20 protein-coding genes are annotated in these 21,833 nt (G+C 68.3%); 11 read left to right on the plus strand and 9 right to left on the minus strand.

Annotated features, from left to right (window positions below):
- Window positions 1-20: 20 nt before the first annotated feature.
- Together ASD86_RS02565 and ASD86_RS02570 are read right to left on the minus strand one after the other, a co-directional pair.
- Window positions 21-959 carry a patatin-like phospholipase family protein gene (locus tag ASD86_RS02565; RefSeq protein ID WP_056106504.1) on the minus strand — a complete coding sequence of 313 codons (939 nt, stop codon included), beginning with the start codon at window positions 957-959 and terminating at the stop codon, window positions 21-23.
- Complete coding sequence (locus tag ASD86_RS02570; protein ID WP_036114817.1) at window positions 959-1,927, minus strand: YafY family protein; 969 nt, start codon at window positions 1,925-1,927, stop codon at window positions 959-961. Before ASD86_RS02570 ends, ASD86_RS02565 begins: the two co-directional genes overlap by 1 nt.
- Before the next feature lie 89 nt (window positions 1,928-2,016).
- On the opposite strand from ASD86_RS02570, the gene ASD86_RS02575 reads away from it, so the two are divergent.
- The gene (locus ASD86_RS02575; RefSeq protein ID WP_056106506.1) at window positions 2,017-2,601 is read left to right on the plus strand and encodes a hypothetical protein; all 585 of its coding nucleotides are present in this window, start codon (window positions 2,017-2,019) and stop codon (window positions 2,599-2,601) included.
- Window positions 2,602-2,655: 54 nt separating this feature from the next.
- Here ASD86_RS02575 and ASD86_RS26345 read toward each other — a convergent pair whose 3' ends face one another.
- Entirely contained in the window at window positions 2,656-2,988 is a 333-nt protein-coding gene (locus tag ASD86_RS26345; protein ID WP_157476043.1) for a hypothetical protein, read from the minus strand.
- On the opposite strand from ASD86_RS26345, the gene ASD86_RS28245 reads away from it, so the two are divergent.
- The 5 genes from ASD86_RS28245 to ASD86_RS02605 all read left to right on the plus strand — a co-directional run bounded on the left by ASD86_RS28245 (window position 2,977) and on the right by ASD86_RS02605 (window position 9,039).
- Complete coding sequence (locus ASD86_RS28245) at window positions 2,977-6,006, plus strand: molybdopterin oxidoreductase family protein (RefSeq protein ID WP_056106509.1); 3,030 nt, start codon at window positions 2,977-2,979, stop codon at window positions 6,004-6,006. The two genes, ASD86_RS26345 and ASD86_RS28245, sit on opposite strands and share 12 nt — an antisense overlap.
- A 97-nt stretch (window positions 6,007-6,103) precedes the next feature.
- Window positions 6,104-6,325, plus strand: a complete 222-nt coding sequence (locus ASD86_RS02590; RefSeq protein ID WP_056106511.1) for a hypothetical protein — start codon at window positions 6,104-6,106, stop codon at window positions 6,323-6,325.
- Entirely contained in the window at window positions 6,322-7,134 is an 813-nt protein-coding gene (locus ASD86_RS02595; RefSeq protein ID WP_056106514.1) for a 4Fe-4S dicluster domain-containing protein, read from the plus strand. Before ASD86_RS02590 ends, ASD86_RS02595 begins: the two co-directional genes overlap by 4 nt.
- A 108-nt stretch (window positions 7,135-7,242) precedes the next feature.
- On the plus strand, window positions 7,243-8,175 hold the full coding sequence (locus ASD86_RS02600) for a DmsC/YnfH family molybdoenzyme membrane anchor subunit (protein WP_056106516.1): 933 nt from the start codon (window positions 7,243-7,245) through the stop codon (window positions 8,173-8,175).
- Between the two features lie 189 nt (window positions 8,176-8,364).
- Complete coding sequence (locus tag ASD86_RS02605) at window positions 8,365-9,039, plus strand: DUF481 domain-containing protein (RefSeq protein WP_056106518.1); 675 nt, start codon at window positions 8,365-8,367, stop codon at window positions 9,037-9,039.
- A gap of 122 nt (window positions 9,040-9,161) precedes the next feature.
- Here the strand turns inward: ASD86_RS02605 and hemC are convergent, their stop codons facing one another.
- The 6 genes from hemC to ASD86_RS02630 form a co-directional block, all read right to left on the minus strand.
- Window positions 9,162-10,100, minus strand: a complete 939-nt coding sequence (gene hemC, locus ASD86_RS02610) for a hydroxymethylbilane synthase (RefSeq protein WP_056106520.1) — start codon at window positions 10,098-10,100, stop codon at window positions 9,162-9,164.
- Between the two features lie 142 nt (window positions 10,101-10,242).
- A partial coding sequence (locus tag ASD86_RS27655) for a hypothetical protein (RefSeq protein ID WP_235567638.1) occupies window positions 10,243-10,497 on the minus strand: 255 nt, incomplete at its 5' end.
- A 7-nt stretch (window positions 10,498-10,504) separates the two neighbouring features.
- Window positions 10,505-11,239: a LytTR family DNA-binding domain-containing protein gene (locus tag ASD86_RS02615; RefSeq protein WP_056106522.1), complete on the minus strand. Its 735-nt coding sequence runs from the start codon at window positions 11,237-11,239 to the stop codon at window positions 10,505-10,507.
- A 20-nt stretch (window positions 11,240-11,259) separates the two neighbouring features.
- A complete protein-coding gene (locus ASD86_RS02620) occupies window positions 11,260-12,246 on the minus strand; it encodes a histidine kinase (protein WP_082578044.1) in 987 nt (328 codons plus the stop codon).
- Between the two features lie 96 nt (window positions 12,247-12,342).
- Entirely contained in the window at window positions 12,343-13,044 is a 702-nt protein-coding gene (locus tag ASD86_RS02625) for a carboxylesterase (RefSeq protein ID WP_056106524.1), read from the minus strand.
- Between the two features lie 195 nt (window positions 13,045-13,239).
- Window positions 13,240-14,292: a TonB family protein gene (locus ASD86_RS02630; RefSeq protein ID WP_157476045.1), complete on the minus strand. Its 1,053-nt coding sequence runs from the start codon at window positions 14,290-14,292 to the stop codon at window positions 13,240-13,242.
- A 288-nt stretch (window positions 14,293-14,580) separates the two neighbouring features.
- Between ASD86_RS02630 and ASD86_RS02635 the strand changes: the two genes are divergently transcribed.
- The 5 genes from ASD86_RS02635 to ASD86_RS02655 all read left to right on the plus strand — a co-directional run bounded on the left by ASD86_RS02635 (window position 14,581) and on the right by ASD86_RS02655 (window position 21,782).
- Window positions 14,581-14,982: a hypothetical protein gene (locus ASD86_RS02635; protein WP_056106528.1), complete on the plus strand. Its 402-nt coding sequence runs from the start codon at window positions 14,581-14,583 to the stop codon at window positions 14,980-14,982.
- A gap of 129 nt (window positions 14,983-15,111) precedes the next feature.
- The gene (locus ASD86_RS02640; RefSeq protein ID WP_056106530.1) at window positions 15,112-16,443 is read left to right on the plus strand and encodes a TolC family protein; all 1,332 of its coding nucleotides are present in this window, start codon (window positions 15,112-15,114) and stop codon (window positions 16,441-16,443) included.
- Window positions 16,440-17,450, plus strand: coding sequence for an efflux RND transporter periplasmic adaptor subunit (locus tag ASD86_RS02645; RefSeq protein ID WP_082577989.1), 1,011 nt, complete (start codon window positions 16,440-16,442; stop codon window positions 17,448-17,450). Before ASD86_RS02640 ends, ASD86_RS02645 begins: the two co-directional genes overlap by 4 nt.
- Before the next feature lie 55 nt (window positions 17,451-17,505).
- Entirely contained in the window at window positions 17,506-20,730 is a 3,225-nt protein-coding gene (locus ASD86_RS02650; protein ID WP_056106540.1) for a CusA/CzcA family heavy metal efflux RND transporter, read from the plus strand.
- A 155-nt stretch (window positions 20,731-20,885) separates the two neighbouring features.
- Window positions 20,886-21,782, plus strand: a complete 897-nt coding sequence (locus tag ASD86_RS02655; RefSeq protein WP_056106542.1) for a cation diffusion facilitator family transporter — start codon at window positions 20,886-20,888, stop codon at window positions 21,780-21,782.
- Window positions 21,783-21,833: the final 51 nt, after the last annotated feature.

Raw genomic sequence — 21,833 nt, forward strand, 5'->3', positions numbered from 1 at the left:
GGGAGAGGTGATCCATTGGATCAATACCCCGCCTTATCCAACGCCTTCTCCGCTTCCTCGCGGCCGATCTCGATCAGTTCCTTGGCCCGCCAGAACTCGTAGAACTGGCAGGCGTCGCGCGGAATCCGGATCACCAGTTCGGGCGGGTCCAGGGCCAGCTGCACGCGCGCGATCTGCGCCTGCATCGTGTCCAGCGAACGCGCCATCAATTCGGTGAAGCCCATCTCGCGCGGCGCGTCTTCCTCGACCTCGTCGGGCAATTCGGTGGCCTTGCGCCGGAACCAGTGGTTGAACAACGACGGCGGCTTGGCGTCGCCACCGCCCTGGGTGGTCAGCACGCCGCCGCCATTGTGCTGGGCCAACGCGCCGGGCGGTTGCGCGGGCCAGCCGTGCATGTCGACCGCGACCAGACGATGCGCGTCGGACAGACGCGTCGCAGTGATCGGCAACGGCGCCAGCAGGCCGCCGTCGACCAGTTCGCGGCCGTGCAATTCGTAAGGCGTGAACACGCCCGGGATGGCGATCGAGGCGCGGATCGCGTCCCACAGGTCGCCCTCGCGCAGCCACACTTCGCGCTGCCGCATCAGGTCGACCGCGACCGCGGTGAAGCCGATCGGCAGGTCCTCGATGCGCGGCTCGCCGGCCAGTTCGCGCAGGCTGTCCATCAGCCGCTCGCCGCGGAACAGCGAGGATTGGCCGAACACCGGATCGAGCAGGCGCAGCATCGCGGTGCGGCTCATGCCGAACAACCAGTCGCGATAGACCTCCATCTTGCCGGCCGCGAACAAGCCGCCGACCAGCGCGCCGCTGGAGGAACCGGCGACGGTGACGATGCGCAGCCCGCGCGCCTGCAGCGCTTCGATCACGCCGATCTGGGCCAGCCCGCGCGCGCCGCCGGCGCCGAGCACCAGCGCGACGGCTTCGCCTTTTTCGATACGCGGAGGATCGGCGCCGGGCATCAGTGGCCGTAGTTGCTCAACGCCAGTTCCAGCATCGACTTGGCCTGCTCGCGCAGCACCACCGGCTCGACGATTTCCGCGTCGCTGCCGTAATGCATCACGTCCATCAGCAGTTCGCGCCCGGCGCTGTACGGAACTTTCAGTTCGTAGCGGCCGTCGGCCAGGAAGCGGCCCTGCTGCTGCGAATGCCAGTGTTCGTCGGCGACCCAGCGCGCGGCCTTGGCGCTGAACACGATGGTCGCCCAGCCCTTGGGCGCGCCAGAGAAAATGCCGTAGCTCGAGGCCAGGTGCTGATCGAGTTCCTCGTCGGCGACATCGCGCGCCGGCACGTCGCCGATCTTGGCCGCGCTGATCCGGTCGACCGAAAAGCTGCGCAAGGCGTCGCGCTCGTGATCCCAGGCGTCGAGGTACCAGTTTTCGCGGTAGTGGGTCAGCCGCTGCGGCGACACGCTGCGACGGGTGCGTTCGTCGGTGGAGCGCGCGCGGTATTCGAACGTCAGCGGCTTGCGATCGAGCACCGCGGTGGCGACGGCGCGGAACGCGGTTTCGTCGAGTCGGCGGGTGCGGTGCGGGATGACCCGCACGCGCTCGACCGGCAGGCGCCGGCCGCCGGCGTGTTCGTCGAGCAGTTTTTCGATGCGTTGCTGCAACGGCGCGAGCGCGTTCGACAGCACCCCGCCGCCGCTGCGCATCAGCAACTGTTGCGCGGCGAGCAGCGAATGCAGCTCCTCCGAGCTCAGCCACAGGCCGGGCAGCTCGAAGCGATCGCCTTCGCTGGTGTCGTAGCGGAAACCGGCCTCGCCGTTGCCGACCACCGGTGCCATCAGGTAATCGCGCAGGTAGGCCAGATCCCGATAGACGGTCGCGCGCGAACACTCCAGGTCCTCCTGGAGGCGCTGAACTGTGACCGGATACCTGGCCGCAGTGAGAATCCGGTGCAGCGCGTGGATGCGTTCGATACGTTCCATGTCGGCAGGGTCTGGTAGAGGCGGTGGGGACACAACTAGCATGGCATCGGCCTCTGTCCGGCCGCCACCATCGAACCTAAGGATCCTACGTGATCAAGACCTCATTATCCGCAACGCTGACCACCCCGGTGCTGCTGCTCGCTCTGAGCGCCTCCAGTCTGGCCTGGGCCGGACCGAAAGAGGAGGTCGTGGCCGCAGTCGACAAATTCCTCGCCGCCAAGAGCTACCACGCCGTCATGAGCATGGGCCCGGGACCGGGCACCGAAACCGACTTCGTCGCCCCCGACCGCATGCGCGTGAAGATGGGCACGATGGGCGAGCAGATCATGATCGGCAACACCTTGTACCTGACCATGCAGGGCAAGACCAGCAAACAGGCCGCGCCCAACGGCGGCATCGCCCAGTTGCGTACCCGCGACAAAGTCCTCGGCAATCTGGCGACCCTCAAGGTGACCGCGGCCGGCACCGAGAACCTCGGCGGCGTGGCGACCAAGAAGTACAAGATCGACAACACCCAACCCAAGTCCTCCTCGACCTTCTGGGTCAACGCCGACGGTTATCCGGTGCAATCGGTCAACATCGCCGACGTCAACGGCAAGCAGTACACCTCGACCTTGAAGTATTCGCGTTTCAACGACCCCAGTATCAAGATTCAGGTCCCGGCGGTGAAGTGACATTAGGCACCATCGCGGTCGCATGGACTGCGACTGCGATGGACGCGCGCAGCGTCAGCCGCCGGCGCTGCGCATCGCCGCGCCCATTTGCTGCAGGACGTACCAGGCCGCGGCGCCCAGCGCCGCCGAGACGCACGCGGCTATATACCAGCGATTGAATCCCGGCCGGCGTTTGCGCTGTTCATAGCCAACCCAGGCCAGCGCGAGCGCCACCCACAGCAAGCCACCGTAATAGGCGAACCCGAACAAGAACCCCATGCGCGATTGCTCCTCGGGCGTCGTGCCGCGGCCGGCCAGTATGGGCGGGCCGTCGCGGCGAGGACAACAATCGTCGCCGCGCTCGCCGGATTCCGGCGCGGCAGGCACAATGGCGCGATGCGAGAGCACGCTCCCTCCGAGCCAGCCATCGACCTGTCGCCTTCGCCCGGCGATGAGGTCAAGACCACGACCTGTTACATGTGCGCATGCCGATGCGGCATCAAGGTGTGGCTGGCCGACGGCAAGATCCGTTACATCCAGGGCAATCCCGATCACCCGGTCAACCAGGGCGTGCTGTGCGCCAAGGGATCGGCCGGGATCATGCAGCACTATTCGCCGGCGCGGCTGAGCAAACCGTTGTTGCGCGTGGGCGAGCGCGGCAAGGGCGAATTCCGCGAGATCGAATGGGACGAAGCGCTGGGCATCGCCGCCGGCTGGCTGGCACCGATCCGCGAACGCAATCCCGACGAGCTGGCGTTCTTCACCGGCCGCGATCAGTCGCAGGCGCTGACCGGTTGGTGGGCGCAGCAGTTCGGCACGGTCAACTACGCCGCGCACGGCGGGTTCTGCTCGGTCAACATGGCCGCGGGCGGGTTGTACACGCTGGGCGGCTCGTTCTGGGAATTCGGCGAACCCGACTGGGAGCATTCGCGTTATCTGATGCTGTGGGGCGTGGCCGAGGATCACGACTCCAACCCGATCAAGCTCGGCCTTGGCAAGTTGAAGGCGCGCGGCGCGAAGATCGTCGCGGTCAATCCGGTTCGCAGCGGCTACGGCGCGATCGCCGACGAGTGGATCGGGATCCGGCCCGGCACCGATGGCTTGTTCGCGTTCGCGCTGATCCACGAGTTGTTGAAGGCCGACCGGATCGATCTGGATTACCTGGTGCGCTATGCGAATGCGCATTGGTTGGTGATCCGCAATCCGGGTGGCGCGGATGATGGGTTGTTTGCGCGCGATGAGTTGGGGCGTGCGTTGTGTTGGGTGAGTGGCCCTCACCCTGGCCCTCTCCCGCAAGCGGGAGAGGGAACAGTTGCGGAGCGATCGGATGCAGTGCATGCATCCGAAGATGCGCCACATCACGACGGCTCGAACACCGCCGAAGAGCCCCCTCTCCCGCCCGCGGGAGAGGGCCGGGGTGAGGGCCGCGCCCACCCCGCCGACACTATCGACATCTCCCCCGCCGTCGTAGGCGAATACACCCTGCCCGACGGCCGCCGCGCGGTGCCGGTGTTCCATCTACTGGTCGAACGCTACCTCGACCCGCAATACGCCCCCGACGCGGTCAGCGAACGCTGCGGCATTCCCGCCGACACCATCCGCCGCATCGCCCGCGAACTTGCCGACGCCGCATTCGATAACCCGGTCAGGCTGCCGATCGCCTGGACCGACGCGCACGGCCGCGAACACAGTGAGATGGTCGGCCGGCCGGTCAGCATGCACGCGATGCGCGGCATCAGCGCGCACAGCAACGGCTTCCACACTTGCCGCGCGCTGCACTTGTTGCAGTTGCTGCTCGGCGCGGTCGACACGCCCGGTTCGTTCCGCTATCAGCCGCCGTTCCCCAAACCGCTGCCACCACCGAACCGACCCGGAAAACAGCGTCAAGCCAACGGTGCGCTGGACGCCGCACCGCTCGGTTTCGTGCACGGCCCCGAAGATCTCGTCGTCGACGAACACGGCCAGCCGCGCCGCATCGATCACGCATTCTCGTGGGCCTATCCGCTGTCGGCGCACGGCATGATGCACACCGTTATCCGCAACGCCTGGGCCGGCGATCCGTACAAGATCGACACGCTGATGATGTTCATGGCCAACATGAGCTGGAACTCGGCGATGAACACCGGCGAGACCATGCGCTGGCTCACCGATCGCGGCGAGGACGGCGAGTACCGCATCCCGCGCATCATCTACGCCGATGCCTACGCCTCGGAGATGACCGCGTACGCCGATCTGGTCCTGCCCGACACGACCTATCTGGAACGCTTCGACGCGATCAGCCTGCTCGACCGGCCGATCTCGGACGCCGATTCGGCCTGCGACGCGATACGCCATCCCATCGTGGATTCGGCCACCCAACGCCTGCACGCCGGCGACGAAGCGCGCGACGTGCGCGGCTTCCAGTCGGTATTGCTGGATATCGGCGCGCGCCTGGGCCTGCCCGGGATGGTGCTCGACGACGGCAGCCCGCGCTATCGCGATTACGCCGACTACATCGTGCGTCACGAACGCGCGCCCGGGGTCGGTCTGCTCGCCGGCTGGCGCGGCGAACACGGCGAACTCGAAGCCAAGGGCCCGCCGAATCCGGAGCAACTGCAACGCTACATCGACAACGGCGGCTTCTGGCGCAGCCATGTGCCCGAGTCGGCGCGCTACTTCAAGATGGCCAACCGCGGCTATCTGGACTGGGCGCAGAAGATGGGCTTTCTCGGCCACGCCGATCCGATCGTGCTGCAGCTGTATTCCGAGACTATGCAGAAGTTCCGCCTCGCCGCGCAGGGCCACGGCGACAAGCAGCCGCCGGCCGAACACCGCGAACGGGTCGCGACCTATTTCGATCCGCTGCCGATCTGGTACGAGCCGTTCGAAGGCGCGCAGATCGCCGACGGCGCCACCCGTTTCCCGCTCAGCGCGGTGACCCAGCGGCCGATGTTCATGTACCACGCCTGGGGTTCGCAGAACGCCTGGCTGCGGCAGATCACCACGCGCAATTTCCTGTACCTGCATCCCGACACCGGCGCGCGCCACGGCATCGCCGACGAAGACTGGATCGCGGTGCAATCGCATCACGGCCGCATCCAAGTGCAGGCGAAATTCGCCGCCAACGTGCAGCCCGACACGGTCTGGACCTGGAACGCGATCGGCAAGCGCCGCGGCGCCTGGCGCTTGAACAAGGACGCGCCGGAAAGCCGCAAGGGTTTCCTGCTCAATCACCTGATTTCCGACATTACGCCGAAGGGCAACTACGCCAACGCCGACCCGGTCACCGGCCAGGCAGCCTGGTTCGATCTGCGCGTGTCGATCCGCAAGCTCGATGCGGCCGAGGATACGCAGGCCGTGTCGCAGCCGCAGTTCGCCGCGCTGTCGTTCGAACCCGCCGACGATCGGCCCTTGCGCTATGGCGCGCAGTTCAGGAAAAACCGATGAAGGGATGCATCGTCGACCCATGGTTCCGCCGACATCGTTTGCGCCGACCTCGCGCCGTGTCGACAGCCGCGCGGGTTCGAATTTTTATGGAGCAATCATGAAACCGGTGCGCGTATTCGCCGGCCTGTTGTGCATCGCGCTGAGCTTCGGCCTGGTGCTGTTGCTGGGCCTGGGCATGTTCGATCCGACCCGCGACGCGGCCGCGAGCGCCAACGGCTCGGTAACGCCGGTGCTGATCGCGTTGATGCCGAGCGTGAGCATCGGCCTGGCCGTGTTCGCGCTGGGCGTGTGGTTGATTTCGACCGGGAGAAAACGATGACCGGTCTGCCGCCGCCGTCGAAGAAGAAACTGGGTCTGGTGATCGACCTCGACACTTGCGTGGGTTGCCACGCCTGCGCGGTGAGCTGCAAGGAATGGAACGCCGGCGGCTTTTCCGCGCCGCTGACCGATGAAAAACCGTATGGCAAGGATCCGTCGGGCGTCTGGTTCAATCGCGTCCATAGCTACGAGGTGGAAGCCACCGCCGTCGCCGCCTTGCCGATCGCCGACCCGGTGCGCGGCTGCGGCAGCGCCGCGGCGGCCGTCGACACCGCGCCGCAACCGGCGATGACCCTGCACTTCCCGCGCTCGTGCCTGCATTGCGAACAACCGGCCTGCGTGACCGTGTGCCCGACCGGCGCCAGTTACAAACGCGCCGAGGACGGCATCGTGCTGGTCGACGAGGACAAGTGCATCGGTTGCAAGCTGTGCTCCTGGGCCTGCCCGTACGGCGCGCGCGAGTACAGCCCGGTCGAAGGCGTGATGAAGAAATGCACGCTGTGCATCGACCGCATCTACAACGAGAATCTTGAAGAATCCGAACGCCAGCCGGCCTGCGTGCAGGCCTGCCCGACCCGCGCGCGCCATTTCGGCGATCTCGCCGATCCGGAATCGAAGGTGTCGAAACTGGTCGCCGAACGCGGCGGCGTCGACTTGATGGCGTCGCTGGGTTATCAACCGACCAACAAATACCTGCCGCCGCGCGCGCGCCGCGTCGGTGCGGCGGAAACGGCGCCGGCCGCGGAAACGCTGGACACCCAGGCCTTGCCGACGGTGCTGCGCTGGCTGGATCGGGTGCTGTCGCGATGATGCGTCTGCGCGGTATGCAGCGACTGCTCGATGGCGGGCGTGGCGAGTGCGTGCGCGCACGCGCCTGCGTGAATTTCATTTTCCTTCGTTTCGCTCGCGCAGGCTGATATGCACCCGGCGTTCTCGGTCATTTTCTTCACCACCTTGTCGGGCGCCGGTTATGGGCTGATGGCGTGGATCGGCGCGATCGCCTTTTACCACTACGCCGGCGGATCGCCGGTCGAGCCCATGCGCATATTCGCGCTCGCGATGTTCGCCGCCTTGGCCCTGGTCAGCGTCGGCCTGCTCAGCTCGACCCTGCACCTAGGCAAACCGCTACGCGCCTGGCGCGCGTTCTCGCAATGGCGGACCTCATGGCTGTCGCGCGAGGGCGTGATGGCGGTCGTCGCGTACTTGCCCGCGTTGGGCTTGCTGCTGGGCGTGGTGCGCAAAAGCGGCGCGGCGATGCCGATGCTGCTGTCGGCGGCGGTGGTGGTGTGCGCGCTGCTCACCGTGGCCTGCACGGCGATGATCTACGCCTCGCTCAAGCCGATTCCGGCGTGGCGGCATTGGCTGGTGGTGCCGGTGTACCTGAGCTTCGCTTTGCTCAGCGGCGCGGCGTTGTTGCCGGTGCTGGCCGGCGGCCGATTCACCGCGCCGGCCACGATCATTGCGGTCGCGCTGCTGGCGCCGCTGACCGGCGCGCTCAAGCTCGGCTACTGGCGCGCGATCGACCGCACGCCGTTGCCGTTGAGCCGCGGCGATGCAGTCGGCCTGCCGGATCGAGAGCTGTCGGTGTTCGAACGCCCGCACACGGAAGACAACTACCTCACCCGCGAGATGGGCTACGTGCTCGCGCGCAAACACGGGCGCAAGCTGCGGCTGATCGCGCTGACCCTGTTCGCATTCGCACCGTTCGCGCTGGCGCTGCTGGCGCTGGGCGCGCCAGCGATGGCTACGGCGGCGATGGCGCTGGCCGCGCTGTGCGTGCTGCTGGGGACACTGGTCGAGCGCTGGCTGTTCTTCGCCCAGGCCAAACATCTGGTGACGCTGTACTACTGAGCCACTGGGCCATCGATCGCGGGCACGAACCCGGCGAACGCCCCGCGCCACAAGGCTTTCAGCCATTCGCATCAATCACTTGCGTGCCATCACAGGATTAATCGAACCTATCCGGCGTGCCCGGCGTCGCAGGTCTGTAATCGGTTTCATGGCATTATCCTGGGCCGTACTTCCAGCCTGACTCAGACGATGCTCGGTGCAATCGGGCTCGCCCTGCTGGGCGCGCCTCTGGTGACATTGCCGAATCCCGCCTTCGGTGGCGACCCGATCCTGATCGCGATTGCGAGCGATCCGGCGCAGATGCGTCTGTACTGTTTTTCGACCCGTTGCGGCGACGAGGAATGGAAGCTGGCGATGGCGAGGCGGCAACGCGCGCCCGAGATCGACCCGGCCGACCTGCCGCCGCTGCGCAAGGTGGAACTGCCCGGCCAGCAACGCGTGATCGGCGGCGTCAGCGCCCCGGCGACCTCGCGCGAAAGCCGCTCGTTGTATTCCAACGATTACCGCATCGGCACCCGCTACGGCGTACAGGCGGTGCGCGACGGCCCGACCCAGATCGGCCTGCAGTTCGGCGCCGGCTATCGTCTGGCGCCGTTGTACGACGACGGCATCAACCGTCCCGGCGCGGTGTTCCGCGGCGAACTCAACCTCGGCCAGCGCATCGGCGACCGCGCGCGTTTCACCCAGAGCGTGCAGGTCGAAAGCGGCCGCGGCGACACTTTCGTCAAGCAGTCGGTGCGGCTGGACGTGGAGGTGTGGCAGAACTGGAAGCTGGAGACCGATTTCGCGATTCGCCACGACAACAATGGTGGTGGGGGTAGCGAGAGTGCGGAGAGTTCGATCGAGTTGATTCGGCGGTTTTGAGGGTTGCGGCTTGGCGAGTCGCGCCAAGCGGTGTTTACGCCGCGTTTGACGTGTCGCGGTCGCGGCTTCGCAATGCGTCTGTCAGACCGCGATCCGCCCGCGTCCGCGATCAACGCAAACGCTCAATCCTGATCGCCCCCATCGCCCAACGAATCGGCGATGAACTCACCCGCACCCTGCTCCAACAGCTTCTGCGCGACTTCGATCCCCAGGCACTCGGGCGCGTCGCCGCGGCCCTCGCCGTGCGCGCGCACCGAGCGGCCGTCGCTGGCCGAACCGACCTGCCCATCCAGGCGCAGGTGTTCGCCGTCCAGGCGCGCGTACGCGGCGACCGGCACGTGGCAGCTGCCGTGCAGCGCGCGGTTCATGCCGCGCTCGGCCTCGACGCAGGTACGCGTCGCGGCGTGATCGAGCGCGGCGCACAGCGCGCGGGTGGACAGGTCGTCCTCGCGGCATTCGATCGCGATCGCACCCTGCGCGGGCGCCGGCAGCCAGTACGGCGATTCCAGCCGCGCGCGGATGCGCGCGTCCAGGCCAAGCCGCTGCAGGCCCGCGCAGGCCAGGATGATCGCGTCGTACTCGCCCGCGTCCAGGCGCCCCAGGCGGGTGTTGACGTTGCCGCGCAGGTCGCGCAGTTCCAGGTCCGGACGCAGCGCGCGCAACTGGGCCTGGCGGCGCAGCGAGGAGGTCCCGACGCGGGCGCCGGTCGGCATCGCGTCGATGCCGTCGAAGACGTTGCTGACGAAGGCGTCGGCGTAGTCGGCGCGTTCCAGGATCGCCGGCATCGCGAAGCCCGGTTCGAGCTCCATCGGCACGTCCTTGAGCGAATGCACCGCGCAGTCGGCTTCCTCGCGCAGCATCGCCAGTTCCAGTTCCTTGAGGAACAGGCCCTTACCGCCGATCGCGGCCAGCGAGCGGTCCAGCACCTCGTCGCCGCGGGTGCTCATCGGCACCAGGGTCACCACCAGCCCGGGATGCAGGGCGCGCAGGCGGTCGGCGACATGCTCGCTCTGCCACAGGGCGAGCGGGCTCTTACGGGTGGCGATGCGCAGGGTCTTCATGGCGGCATTATCGCCGCTGTTGGGGGGCGACTGCCAAAAGGGGTGGACGCTATTGGCTGCGGGCTTTGCTTTTGGCTTTGCTATAGCTCGTCATTCCCGCGAAGGCGGGAATCCAGGGCCTTTCGGGCGAGAACGCTTGAAGTCACTGGATTCCCGCTTTCGCGGGAATGACGGCCTGGAAGATGGCGCTGAAGTCTCTGGATTCCCGCCTACGCGGGAATGACGGTCTGGAAGGATCGCGCTGAAGGCTCTGGATATTCAGCTGCACCCAACTAAAGCGGAACCGCCTGCGCGGGAATGACGGCAGGAAGGCTGCGCCGCAACCGATTCCCGATTCCCGATTCCCGATTCCCGATTCCCGATTCCCGATTCCCGAATCCCGAATCCCGAATCCCGANAAGCATTCAAAGATGCTTGAGCGTCTCCCGCAACGCCGCCACACACCGCCGGCTGACTTCCAGCGGCTGCTTGCCATGCCGCAGCACCGCCTGCACGTGGCCTTCGGCGTTGCGCTTGAGTTCGACGATCTCGTGCCGGGCCACCAGGCAGTTGCGGTGGATGCGCACGAAACGTTCGCCGAATTCGTCCTCCAGCGATTTCAGCGATTCCTCGATCAGGTCCTCGCCGCGGGCGTGATGCACGATCACGTACTTTTCTTCGGCGTGCAGGTAATGCACGTCGTCGATCGGGATCAGGCGCAGGCTGCCGCGCAGGCGCGCGCACAGGTGGCTGCGGATCTGGCCCGGCGCGGTCTCGCCGCCGTCGTGGCGTTCGCGGCCGGCGGCGAAGGTGCGCACGCGTTCGAGCGCGGCGTCCAGGCGTTCGGCCCGCACCGGCTTGACCAGGTAGTCGATCGCTTCGGCGTCGAACGCCGACAGCGCGTGCGCGTCGTAAGCGGTACAGAACACCACCGCCGGGCGCGGATCGAACGCGGCCAGATGCCGCGCGGCCTCCAGGCCGTCGATGCCGGGCATGGCGATGTCCAGCAGCACCAGATCCGGCCGGTGTTCGGCGCAGGCATGCAGGGCGTGCTGGCCGTCGACCGCTTCGGCGACGACCTCCACGTCCGGCCGCAGGGCCAGCAGCGCGCGCAGTCGCTCGCGCGCCAACGGTTCGTCGTCAGCGATCACCACTCTCATGGCCAGCCTCGTCGCAACCTTCATCGACTCTGCGCCTCCACCCCGGTCGGCACGTGCAGTTCGCACAGATAGTATCCCCGCTCCCAGCCTGAGGTCATTCGCGCCGTAGGTCCATAGGCATAACGCAGACGCTGGACGATGCTGTGCTGGGCATGGCGCGATCCGGCGCGGGCTTCGGCCGGCGCCGGGGACGGGTTGCGGATGCGCAGCAGCAGGTGATCGCTGAGCTGGGTCAGCTCGATTTCGATCTCGCCGCCGCCCGGCAACGGCGAAATCCCATGCAGGACGGCGTTCTCGACCAGCGGCTGCAGGATCAGCCGCGGCAGCGGCATCTTCCACGGCAGCGGTTCGCGCTTGCGCCAGACCACCCGCAGGCGCTCGCGCAGGCGCAGCTGCTCGATCGCCAGGTAGCGCTCGGCCAGCTCGACCTCCTCGGCCAGGCTGGAATCGCTCTTGGACGCGCCCAGCGCGGCGCGGAACAGGTCCGACAGGTCCAGTACGGTGCGCTCGGCGACTTCGGGGTCGCTGCGCACCAGCCCGGCGATGGTGTTCATGCTGTTGAAAAGGAAGTGCGGCTTGATCCGCGCCTGCAACGCCTCGACCTCGGCGCGGGCGTTGGCGCGGACCTGGGCCTTCCAGCTGTCGTTGATGTAGAGGTAGCGCAGGACCACGCCGACGGCGAGGATCGCGATCGCCGCGGTGCCCAGCACGAAGCGCAGGAACGAGACCCCGGCCGGCACCAGGCCGATGCTGGTCACCGTGTCGATGGTGTGGGTGACCCCGGCCAAGGCCGCGGCGATCGCCGCGGCGGTCGCGGTGGCGATGAAGCCGCCCACGCCCGGCGGCAGCCGCGACAGCCATTTGCGCGACACGCACAGCAGCACCGAGATCGCCAGCGCCAGCCACAGCGCGAACGCGCTGGAGGAGACGAACCGGCCCAGGTCCCAGCGGGTGCCGTCGGGCGCCAGCGCCAGCACGATCACGATCAGCTCGGCCATGCTCAGCATCACCACCAGCCGCGGCAGCCGGCACAGGTCCGGCAGCCAGGGCTCGTGCTCGGCCAGGGGCAGACCGGTGGGCGGCGCGGCCACGGTCGGCGGGGCTCAGCGCTGGGCCGCGAACCGCTGCGACATCCAGTCGCCCAGGGCGTCGATTTCCTCGGCGCAGACCTGGTGCGCCATCGGATAGGCGTGCCAGTCGATCTTGAAACCCAAGGTGCGCAGGCGCGCGGCGGCCATCTCGCCGCCGCGGTACGGCACCACCGGGTCGTGCTGGCCGTGGGCCATGAACATCGGCTGGGTGTGCGCGACCGCGGTCGCCTCGCGGATCAGGCGGTCGGCCATCGGCAGGTAGGTGGACAGTGCGATCAGCCCGCCGAGCGGCTGCTTGCGCCGCAGCGCGGTCGCCAGGGTGATCGCCCCGCCCTGCGAGAACCCCGCCAGCAGGATGCGCGAGGCCGGGATGCCGCGTTCGATTTCGCGCTCGATCAGCGCCTCGACCTGACGCACCGATTCGTCGACCCCGGTTTCATCGGCGCGATTGGCCAAGTTGCTGAAATCGCGGATGTCGTACCAGGCGCGCATGCGCATGCCGTTATTGATCGTGACCGCGCGCACCGGCGCATGCGGGAACACGAAGCGCAGCGCCGGCCAGTCCGGGCGCAGCAGTTCGGGCACGATCGGCGCGAATCCGTCGCCGCTGTCGCCCAGGCCGTGCAGCCACAGCACGCTCCAGGCGGGGGTCGGACCGGTTTCGCGGATGACGGCGTCGAGCAGTTCGGGGGATGCGGCGGGGGAAGTCTCCATGCGCCGCATTGTGGCCGCTCGGTGCGTGTCGCGCCAAGCCGCGGGGGTTTACGGGCGAGTTGGCCGCTCGCGGACGATGGTCAGGGCGCCGTCGTGGAACGGGCTTCGGCCCTTACGCGTTTCGCTCGAGCGCCGCGATCGCAAACAAAAGCGCCGGGGCCGGAGCCCCGCCCACCAGCGTGGATACCGCCGCCCTCAGCGCGACGGCAGCTTGAAATTCAAGGTACGGCGGGCCGCGTGCGACTGGCCGCTGGGTTCGAAGCGCAGCCGCGCCACCGCCGCCAGCGCCGCGTCGTCGAACACCCCGGCCGGCTCGGAGCTCACCAGCCGGGCCGCGCCGGTGCGGCCGTCGGGCAGGATGGTGAAGCTGATCTCGACGCTGCCTTCGATCTTGCGATTGAGCGCTGGCAAGGGATAGCGCGGGCTGGCATCGGCGATCAGGCGCGGCATCGTGCGTGCCGGCGGACCGGCGATGGCGGTCGCGCTCGGCGTACTCGCGGCCGGGGCCGGGGCCGGGGCCGCTGCGATCGGCGCGGCCGGCGTGCTCGCCCGCGCCGCGGCTTCGTCGGCGGCGAGCGCGCTGGCGGCCGCGTCGGCCTTGATCGCGGCGCTGGTCGCGCCCGGCAACACGCGCGATGCCGGCGCGGCGGGCGCGGCATCGGCGCGTTCGGCCAGCAGGCGCTGGGTTTCCTCGCGCGCCTTGCGTTCGCGCGCGGCGGTCGCGCCGCGCAGGCCCTCGCGTAGGCGCGGCAGCGCCGGCGCCTGCGGGTCCATGCGTTCGAGCAGATGCAGCAGACGCTGCGATTCGCCCAGATCGTCGTCGAGCAGCGCCTGTTCGCCGGCGATCACCACGTACGGCTGCAATTCGCCGAGCGCGCTGATCACGTCGATCTGGCCCGGCTCCTTGTCGCGCAATGCCAGGTAGTAGTCGACCGCGCTGTCGCCGGCCGGGGTGTGGATGCGCTGTTCGCGCAGCGCCTGGGCGGCGCGGGCGCGCAGGCCTTCGCCGTCGAGCTCGACCAGCGGCTCGGGCAAGGCCGCCGCGTCGGCGTGTTCGGCCGCGGCCCGAGGCGGATCGGGCGGCGCCGCCGCGCCGCAGGCGGCCAGGCCCAGGCACAGCGCCAGCCACAGGCAGGTACCCGCCAAACGCGCCGAAGCGGCGTTCGACAACGTCCGCGCGCCCATCGGACGCGTCGTTTTCCAGCGACCGGCCGCGCCCACGCGCGCCGGCTTGCTCACAACCTTCACTGCACAACCCCTTACCCTGAAACTGCGAACTGCGCGCGCAGACTAGGTACGGCATGTGACGGCGTTGCTGCTCAGCAGTTTGCCCATCCTGTTCGACGGTGTCCGTCTCCCGATGCCGAGCCTCCTGCCACGCGGCGCGGATTATGGACGCTGCGGCCGGAGCGGCGCGATGCGCAATCCGGCGGCCCGCGCGGCGCGGCCGCGAGCCGATCCAGGCCGAGACCGGCCTGAACGCGATAGACGCGCTGAAATTGTATTGCGGCGGCCACGGCTCCTATGATCGCCGCTATGCCCGGCCTGTCCTCCCTTGCGATCGCTCTGCGCTACCTCGCCTACGGCGTGTTGATCGCGGTGATGCTGATCAAGCCGGTGCTGGCGTTCGCGACCGAGATCGGCGAACTCGCCGTCCCGGCCGCCGCGGCGCACGATCACGGCAACGCGGGCGCTACCGATACGTCCGACGCGGCGACCGACCTCGCCCAGACCGACCCGGCCACCGATCACGACCCCGACGGCTGCGGCGACAGCCGCTGGCACCTGAGCCACTGCTGCGCCATGCAGGCCGCGCTGATGCCGCGTTTCCACATCGGCCTGCCGCTGCGCAGCGCCGCCGCGCCCAAGCCGGCCGCCTCGACTTCGTTCGTGCCCAGCCCGACCGCGGTCCCGTTCCGCCCACCCATCTTCGCCTGATCCCGAGCCCGGCCTAGCGCCGGCCCGCTGCCGTGGTCGGCTGGCTTCGCGCCGGTCGCTGTCGACAGCGGTCATCGCCGTGCGGCTTCGCGCCGCCGCGGCGCCGTTCGAGTTTCAGGAGAATTCCCCATGCGGTTACGTCCGGCGGCCTTGGCCGCCCTGACGGCTGCGCTGTGCTTTCCGGCACAGGCGCGGCCGGCTCTCGCCCCTACCAGTCCCACTATTCCAACCGAAACCGTCGCGCCGCAACGCGCCGGCTCGGTGTTCACCCTCGACGACGCGTTCGCGCGGATCGGCGACGCCCACCCCGACCTGCGCCTGTTCGGCGGCCAACGCAGCGTGCTCGAAGCCGAGCGCGACGTCGCCGCGCAACGGCCCGCGCTGGTCGGCGGCGTGTCGGTCGAAAACATCTTCGGCAGCGGCGCGCTGAGCGGCACACAGGGCGCCGAAATCACCCTCAGCCTGGCCTCGGTGTTCGAACGCGGCGGCAAGCTCGACGCCCGCCGCACCTTCGCCCAGAGCCGCATCGACGCGCTCGCGGTCGAGCGCGAAAGCCGCCGCCTGGATCTGCTCGCGGAAACCGCGCGCCGCTACCTCGCCGTGCTCGCCGCGCAGCGCCAGATCGAACTGGCCCAGTTCGACATCGGCCAGCGCAAGCGCAGCGTCGACGCCGCGCGCGTGCGCCTGCAGGCCGGCGCCTCGCCCGAATCGGGCCTGCTGACCGCGCAGGCCGCGCAGGCGCGCGCCGAACTCGATCGCGCGCGCGGCGAACGCAGCCTGCTGGCCGCGCGCCAGCATCTGGCCGCGCTGTGGGGCGAGCGCGATCCGGGTTTCGCCACCGTCGCCGGCGATCCGTATGCGTTGCCGCAGATCGAGGACGCCACCGCGCTGGCCGGCCTGCTCGACCGCAATCCCGAACTGGGCCGTTTCGTCGACGCGCGCCGGATCGGCGAGGCGCGGGTGCGATTGGCGCAGAGTCAGGCCACGCCCGACCTGGACTGGCAGGTCGGCCTGCGCCGTCTGCAGGACGGCAACGACATGGCGCTGATCGGCAGCGTGTCGATGCCGCTGGGCGCGCGCGCGCGCGCCGAACCCGGCATTCGCGGCGCGCAGGCCGAACTGGCCTTGCTCGATATCGAACGCGAAGCCAAGGGCCTGTCGTTGTATTCGACCCTGGTCGAAGCGCACGGCCGCTATCGGGTCGGCGCGCTCGAAGTCGCGCGGCTCAAGGACGACGTGTTGCCGCGCCTGGTCCGCGCCGAGAAAGCGGCCGAGTACGCCTATCGCGCTGGCGCGATCAGCTATCTGGAACTGGCGCTGTTGCAGGCCGAAAGCGTCGCGGTGCGCAAGCAGCGCCTGGACGCCGCGCTCGACGCGCAACTGGCGCTGATCGAAATCCAGCGCCTCACCGGCGAGTCATTCCTCGCCGCCTCGCCCATCCCCGCAGGAGCCACCCGATGAAGCCCGAACTGATGATCGTCGCGGGCCTGCTGGCCCTGAGCCTGAGCGCGTGCGGCGGCGGGTCCGATCCGAAAGCCGCAGCACAAGCATCGGCGGAAACGAAGCCCGCCAAGGGCGAGCACGCCGACGAAGCCACCGACAGCCACGAACACGCCGAAGGCGAAGCCGGCCACGGCGAGCAAGCCGAAGTCGAAAGCACGGTGATCCGCAACGAGATCGCGCGCCGCTCCGGCATCGGCGTGGCCGCGGTCGGCGCCGGCACCATCGCCGACGAACACGAGGTGCAAGGCCTGCTCACGCCGCTGGAAGGCCGGGTCGCGCGCATCACCGCGCGTTACCCCGGTCCGGTGCGCTCGCTGCGCGCCAATGTCGGCGACCGCGTCAGCGCCGGCCAGACGCTGGCGACCATCGACAGCAATCTGAGCCTGACCACCTACAGCATCGCCGCGCCGATCTCCGGAGTGGTGCTCGCGCGCAACGCCTCGGTCGGCGAAGTCGCGGTCGAAGGCATGGCGCTGTTCGAAATCGCCGACCTGTCGACCTTGTGGGTCGACCTGCACGTGTTCGGCGAGGACGCCACCCATCTGCGCCCGGGCCTGCCGGTCACGGTGATGCGCATGGGCGACGACAGCGGCGTGGAGACCACGCTCGACCGGATCCTGCCCGGCACCGCGACCGCGAGCCAGAGCACGGTCGCGCGCGCGTCGATCAAGAACGCAGACGGCCTGTGGCGTCCGGGTTCCGCGGTGCGCGCGCGGGTCACGGTGGAACAACTGCCGGTCGACCTGGCGGTGCCGCTGACCGCGTTGCAGCGCATGGACGACGCCGATGTGGTGTTCGTGCGCGAAGGCGAACGCTACAGCGCGCGGCCGGTGAAACTCGGTCGCCGCGACGCGCGCCGCGTGCAGGTGTTGTCGGGTTTGAAGGCCGGCGAACAGGTGGTGATCGAACAGAGCTTCCTGATCAAGGCCGACATCGAAAAAGCCGGAGCCTCGCATGAACACTGAGTCCCGGCCCTCACCCACTTCGCCCGCGCCTCAACAGCGCGACCCCAACCTCGGCATGCTCGAACGCATCCTGCGCTTCGCGATTCGCCAACGCTGGTTGATGCTCGCCTTGACCCTGGCGCTGATCGGCCTGGGCGTGTGGAGTTTCGGCAAGCTGCCGATCGACGCCACCCCCGACATCACCAATGTGCAGGTGCAGATCAACACCCAGGCGCCGGGCTACTCGCCGCTGGAATCCGAACAGCGCGTCACCTTCCCGATCGAAACCGCGCTGGCCGGCCTGCCCAAGCTCGACTACACCCGTTCGCTGTCGCGCTACGGTTTGTCGCAGGTCACCGTGGTGTTCAAGGACGGCACCGACCTGTACTTCGCCCGGCAACAAGTCGCCGAACGATTGCAGCAGGTGAAGTCGCAGATTCCCGACGGCCTGGAACCCGAACTCGGCCCGACCGCGACCGGCCTGGGCGAGATCTTCATGTACACGGTCGACGCCGATCCGAAAGCGCGCAAGCCCGACGGTTCGGCTTACACCTCGACCGACCTGCGCACCTTGCAGGACTGGGTGATCCGCCCGCAGTTGCGCAACACGCCCGGCGTCACCGAGGTCAACACCATCGGCGGCTACGCGCGACAGATCCACATCACCCCCGATCCGGCGCGGCTGCGCGCGCTCAACCTGACCCAGCGGGATCTCGTCGCCGCGCTCGCGGCCAACAACCAGAACGTCGGCGCTGGTTACATCGAACGCAACGGCGAGCAGTTCCTCGTGCGTGTGCCGGGACAGATCGCCAACCTCGAAGCGATCGGCGAAATCGTGCTCGACCGCCGCGACGGCGTGCCGATCCGGGTGCGCGATGTCGCCAGCGTCGGCGAAGGCCCGGAACTGCGCAGCGGCGCGGCCACCCAGAACGGCCATGAAGTCGTGCTCGGCACGGTGTTCATGCTGGTCGGTTCCAACAGCCGCGAGGTGTCGCAGGCCGCGGCGGCCACGCTCGAAGCGGCCAACGCGAGTCTGCCCAAGGGTGTCAGCGCGAATGCGGTGTACGACCGCACGTCCTTGGTCGACCGCACCATCGCCACGGTGTCGAAGAATCTGGTCGAAGGCGCGTTGCTGGTGGTGGTGGTGCTGTTTCTCTTGCTCGGCAATTTCCGCGCCGCGCTGATCACCGCCGCGGTGATTCCGCTGGCGATGCTGTTCACCATCACCGGCATGGTCCGCGGCGGCGTGTCGGGCAACCTGATGAGCCTGGGCGCGCTCGACTTCGGCCTGATCGTCGACGGCGCGGTGATCATCATCGAGAATTGCCTGCGCCGCTTCGGCGAGCAACAGCATCTGCTCGGCCGGCAGATGAGCGACGACGAACGCCATGACTTGACCGCCTCGGCCACCGCCGAAGTGATCCGCCCCAGTCTGTTCGGCCTGGGCATCATCGCCGCGGTGTACCTGCCGATCTTCGCACTCAGCGGCATCGAAGGAAAAATGTTCCACCCGATGGCGATCACCGTGGTGCTCGCGCTGACCGGCGCGATGCTGCTGTCGCTGACCTTCGTGCCGGCGGCGGTCGCGATCTTCCTCGGCGGCAAGGTCGCCGAGAAGGAAAACCGCGCGATGGCCTGGATCAAGCGCCGCTACGAGCCGACGTTGGCGTGGGCATTGCGCAGTCGCATGATCGTGGTCGCCGGCACCGCCGCGCTGGTGATCTTCAGCGGCGCGCTGGCGATGCGCATGGGCACCGAGTTCGTCCCGAGCCTGGACGAAGGCGATGTCGCGGTGCAGGCCATGCGCATCCCCGGCACCAGCCTGACCCAGTCGGTGACGATGCAGAAGACCATGGAGCAGGCGTTCCTGGCGATGCCCGAGGTCGAACGCGTCTTCAGCAAGATCGGCACCTCCGAAGTCGCCAGCGATCCGATGCCACCGTCGGTCGCCGATACCTTCGTCATGCTCAAGCCGCGCAAGCAATGGCCCAATCCGAACAAGACCAAGGACGCGTTGACCGAAGAGATCGAATCCATCGCCGGCACCCTGCCCGGCAGCAACTTCGAGTTCACCCAGCCGATCCAGATGCGCACCAACGAGTTGATCTCCGGAGTGCGCGCTGACGTCGCGGTCAAGGTCTACGGCGACGACCTGCAGCAGTTGCTCAAGGTCGCGCAGCAGATCGAAGCGGTGGCCAAACAGGTGCCCGGCGCGGCCGACGTCAAGACCGAACAGGTCACCGGCCTGCCGATGCTGAGCATCGAACCCGATCACCGCGCGCTGTCGGTGTACGGGCTCAACCCGGCCGCGGTGCAGGACACGGTGGCGACCGCGGTCGGCGGCGAAGTCGCCGGGCAGTTATTCGAAGGCGACCGGCGTTTCGATCTGGTCGTGCGCCTGCCCGAGACCTTGCGCCAGGACCCGTCGGCGCTTGAGGATCTGCCGATTCCATTGCCGGCGGCCGGCGCCGATCGCGACGAATCCAGCCGCGACGCCACCTGGACCACCGGCGCGCCGCGCACCGTGCCGCTGCGCGAAGTCGCCACGATCCGCTCGGTGCTCGGTCCGAACCAGATCAACCGCGAGAACGGCAAGCGCCGGATCGTGGTGACCGCGAACGTGCGCGATCGCGATCTGGGCGGCTTCGTCGGCGACTTGCAGCAACGCATCGACGCGCAGGTGAAATTGCCGGAAGGCTACTGGATCGGCTACGGCGGCACCTTCGAACAATTGATCTCGGCTAGCCAGCGTCTGGCGGTGGTGGTGCCGGTGACATTGGTGCTGATCTTCGCCTTGTTGTTCATGGCGTTCGGCTCGGTCAAGGATGCGGCGATCGTGTTCAGCGGGGTGCCGTTGGCATTGACCGGCGGGGTGATCGCGTTGGCGCTGCGCGGGATACCGCTGTCGATCTCGGCCGGCGTGGGTTTCATCGCGTTGTCGGGCGTGGCCGTGCTCAACGGGTTGGTGATGATCGCCTTCATCCGCAAGCTGCGCGAACAGGGCGACCCGCTCGACAACGCGATCGTCGACGGCGCGCTCGGACGTTTGCGACCGGTGCTGATGACCGCGCTGGTGGCCTCGCTGGGCTTCATCCCGATGGCCTTCAACGTCGGCGCCGGCTCGGAAGTGCAGCGGCCGCTGGCGACCGTGGTGATCGGCGGCATCGTGTCTTCGACCCTGCTGACCCTGCTGGTGTTGCCGGTGCTGTACCGCTGGCTGCATCGCAACGATGCGCAGGAGCGCGATCTGGAATCGCAGCCCGCATCCGGAGCGGCCCCACACCCCGCCCCCGCGCACTGATGGACCTTCAACAGATCGACAGTCGATAGAAAGACGGCAGGCGGACCGCCATCCGGCGGTCCGCTTCGCTGCCACGCCGCTCACGCGCGGTCCGATTCAATAGCACTTGCATGAGCGCTCGCCCGCGCGGCAGCGCTCACAACCGGAGAAACGACATGGGCAGCGGACACGACCACGGCACGACCGCGATCCGTCACGAAAAACCGCTGTGGTGGGCGCTGGGCCTGACCGGCGGGTTCCTGATCGCCGAAGTGATCGGCGCCTTCCTCACCAACAGCCTGGCGCTGCTGTCGGACGCCGCGCACATGGGCACCGACACGCTCGCGCTGATGATCGCGCTGACCGCGGTACGGCTGAGCCGCAAGCCCGCCGACGCCAGGCGCAGCTACGGCTACGTGCGCATGGAAGCGATGGGCGCGATGGTCAACGGGCTGATGCTGTTCGCGGTCGCCGGTTACATCCTGTGGGAAGCGGTCGGCCGTTTCAGCCAGCCGCCGCAGGTCGCGACCACCGGCATGCTGGTGATCGCCTCGCTCGGCCTGGCGATCAACCTGATCGCGATGCGCCTGCTCAAGGCCGGCAGCGGCGAAAGCCTGAACATGAAAGGCGCGTACCTGGAAGTGTGGAGCGACATGCTCGGCTCGATCGCGGTGATCGCCGGCGCGATCGTGATCCGCTTCACCGGCTGGACCGTGATCGACCCGATCCTGGCCGTGCTGATCGGCCTGTGGGTGTTGCCGCGCACCTGGACCCTGCTGCGCGAAGCCGGCAATGTGTTGATGGAAGGCGTGCCCAAGGGCATCCACCTGGAGGCGGTGCGCAGCGTGCTGACCTCGACCCCGGGCGTGGTCGATGTGCACGACCTGCATGTGTGGTCGCTGGGATCGAGCACGCCGGCGATGACCGCGCATCTGGTCATCGCCGAGGGCGTGGACGGCGAGGCGTTGCGGCGCGAACTGAGCGCGACGCTGGACGAGCGCTTCGAGATCGAGCATTGCACCTTGCAGATCGAAACCACGAGCTGCGGCGAGGCTTGCGATGTCTCGCATTGAACACTCGCTTGCTGCGAATGTTCGCCCCCCCCCTGTAGGAGCGGCGCGAGC

Origin of the sequence: Lysobacter sp. Root690 (assembly GCF_001427785.1) — a bacterium.
GTDB lineage: Bacteria > Pseudomonadota > Gammaproteobacteria > Xanthomonadales > Xanthomonadaceae > Lysobacter.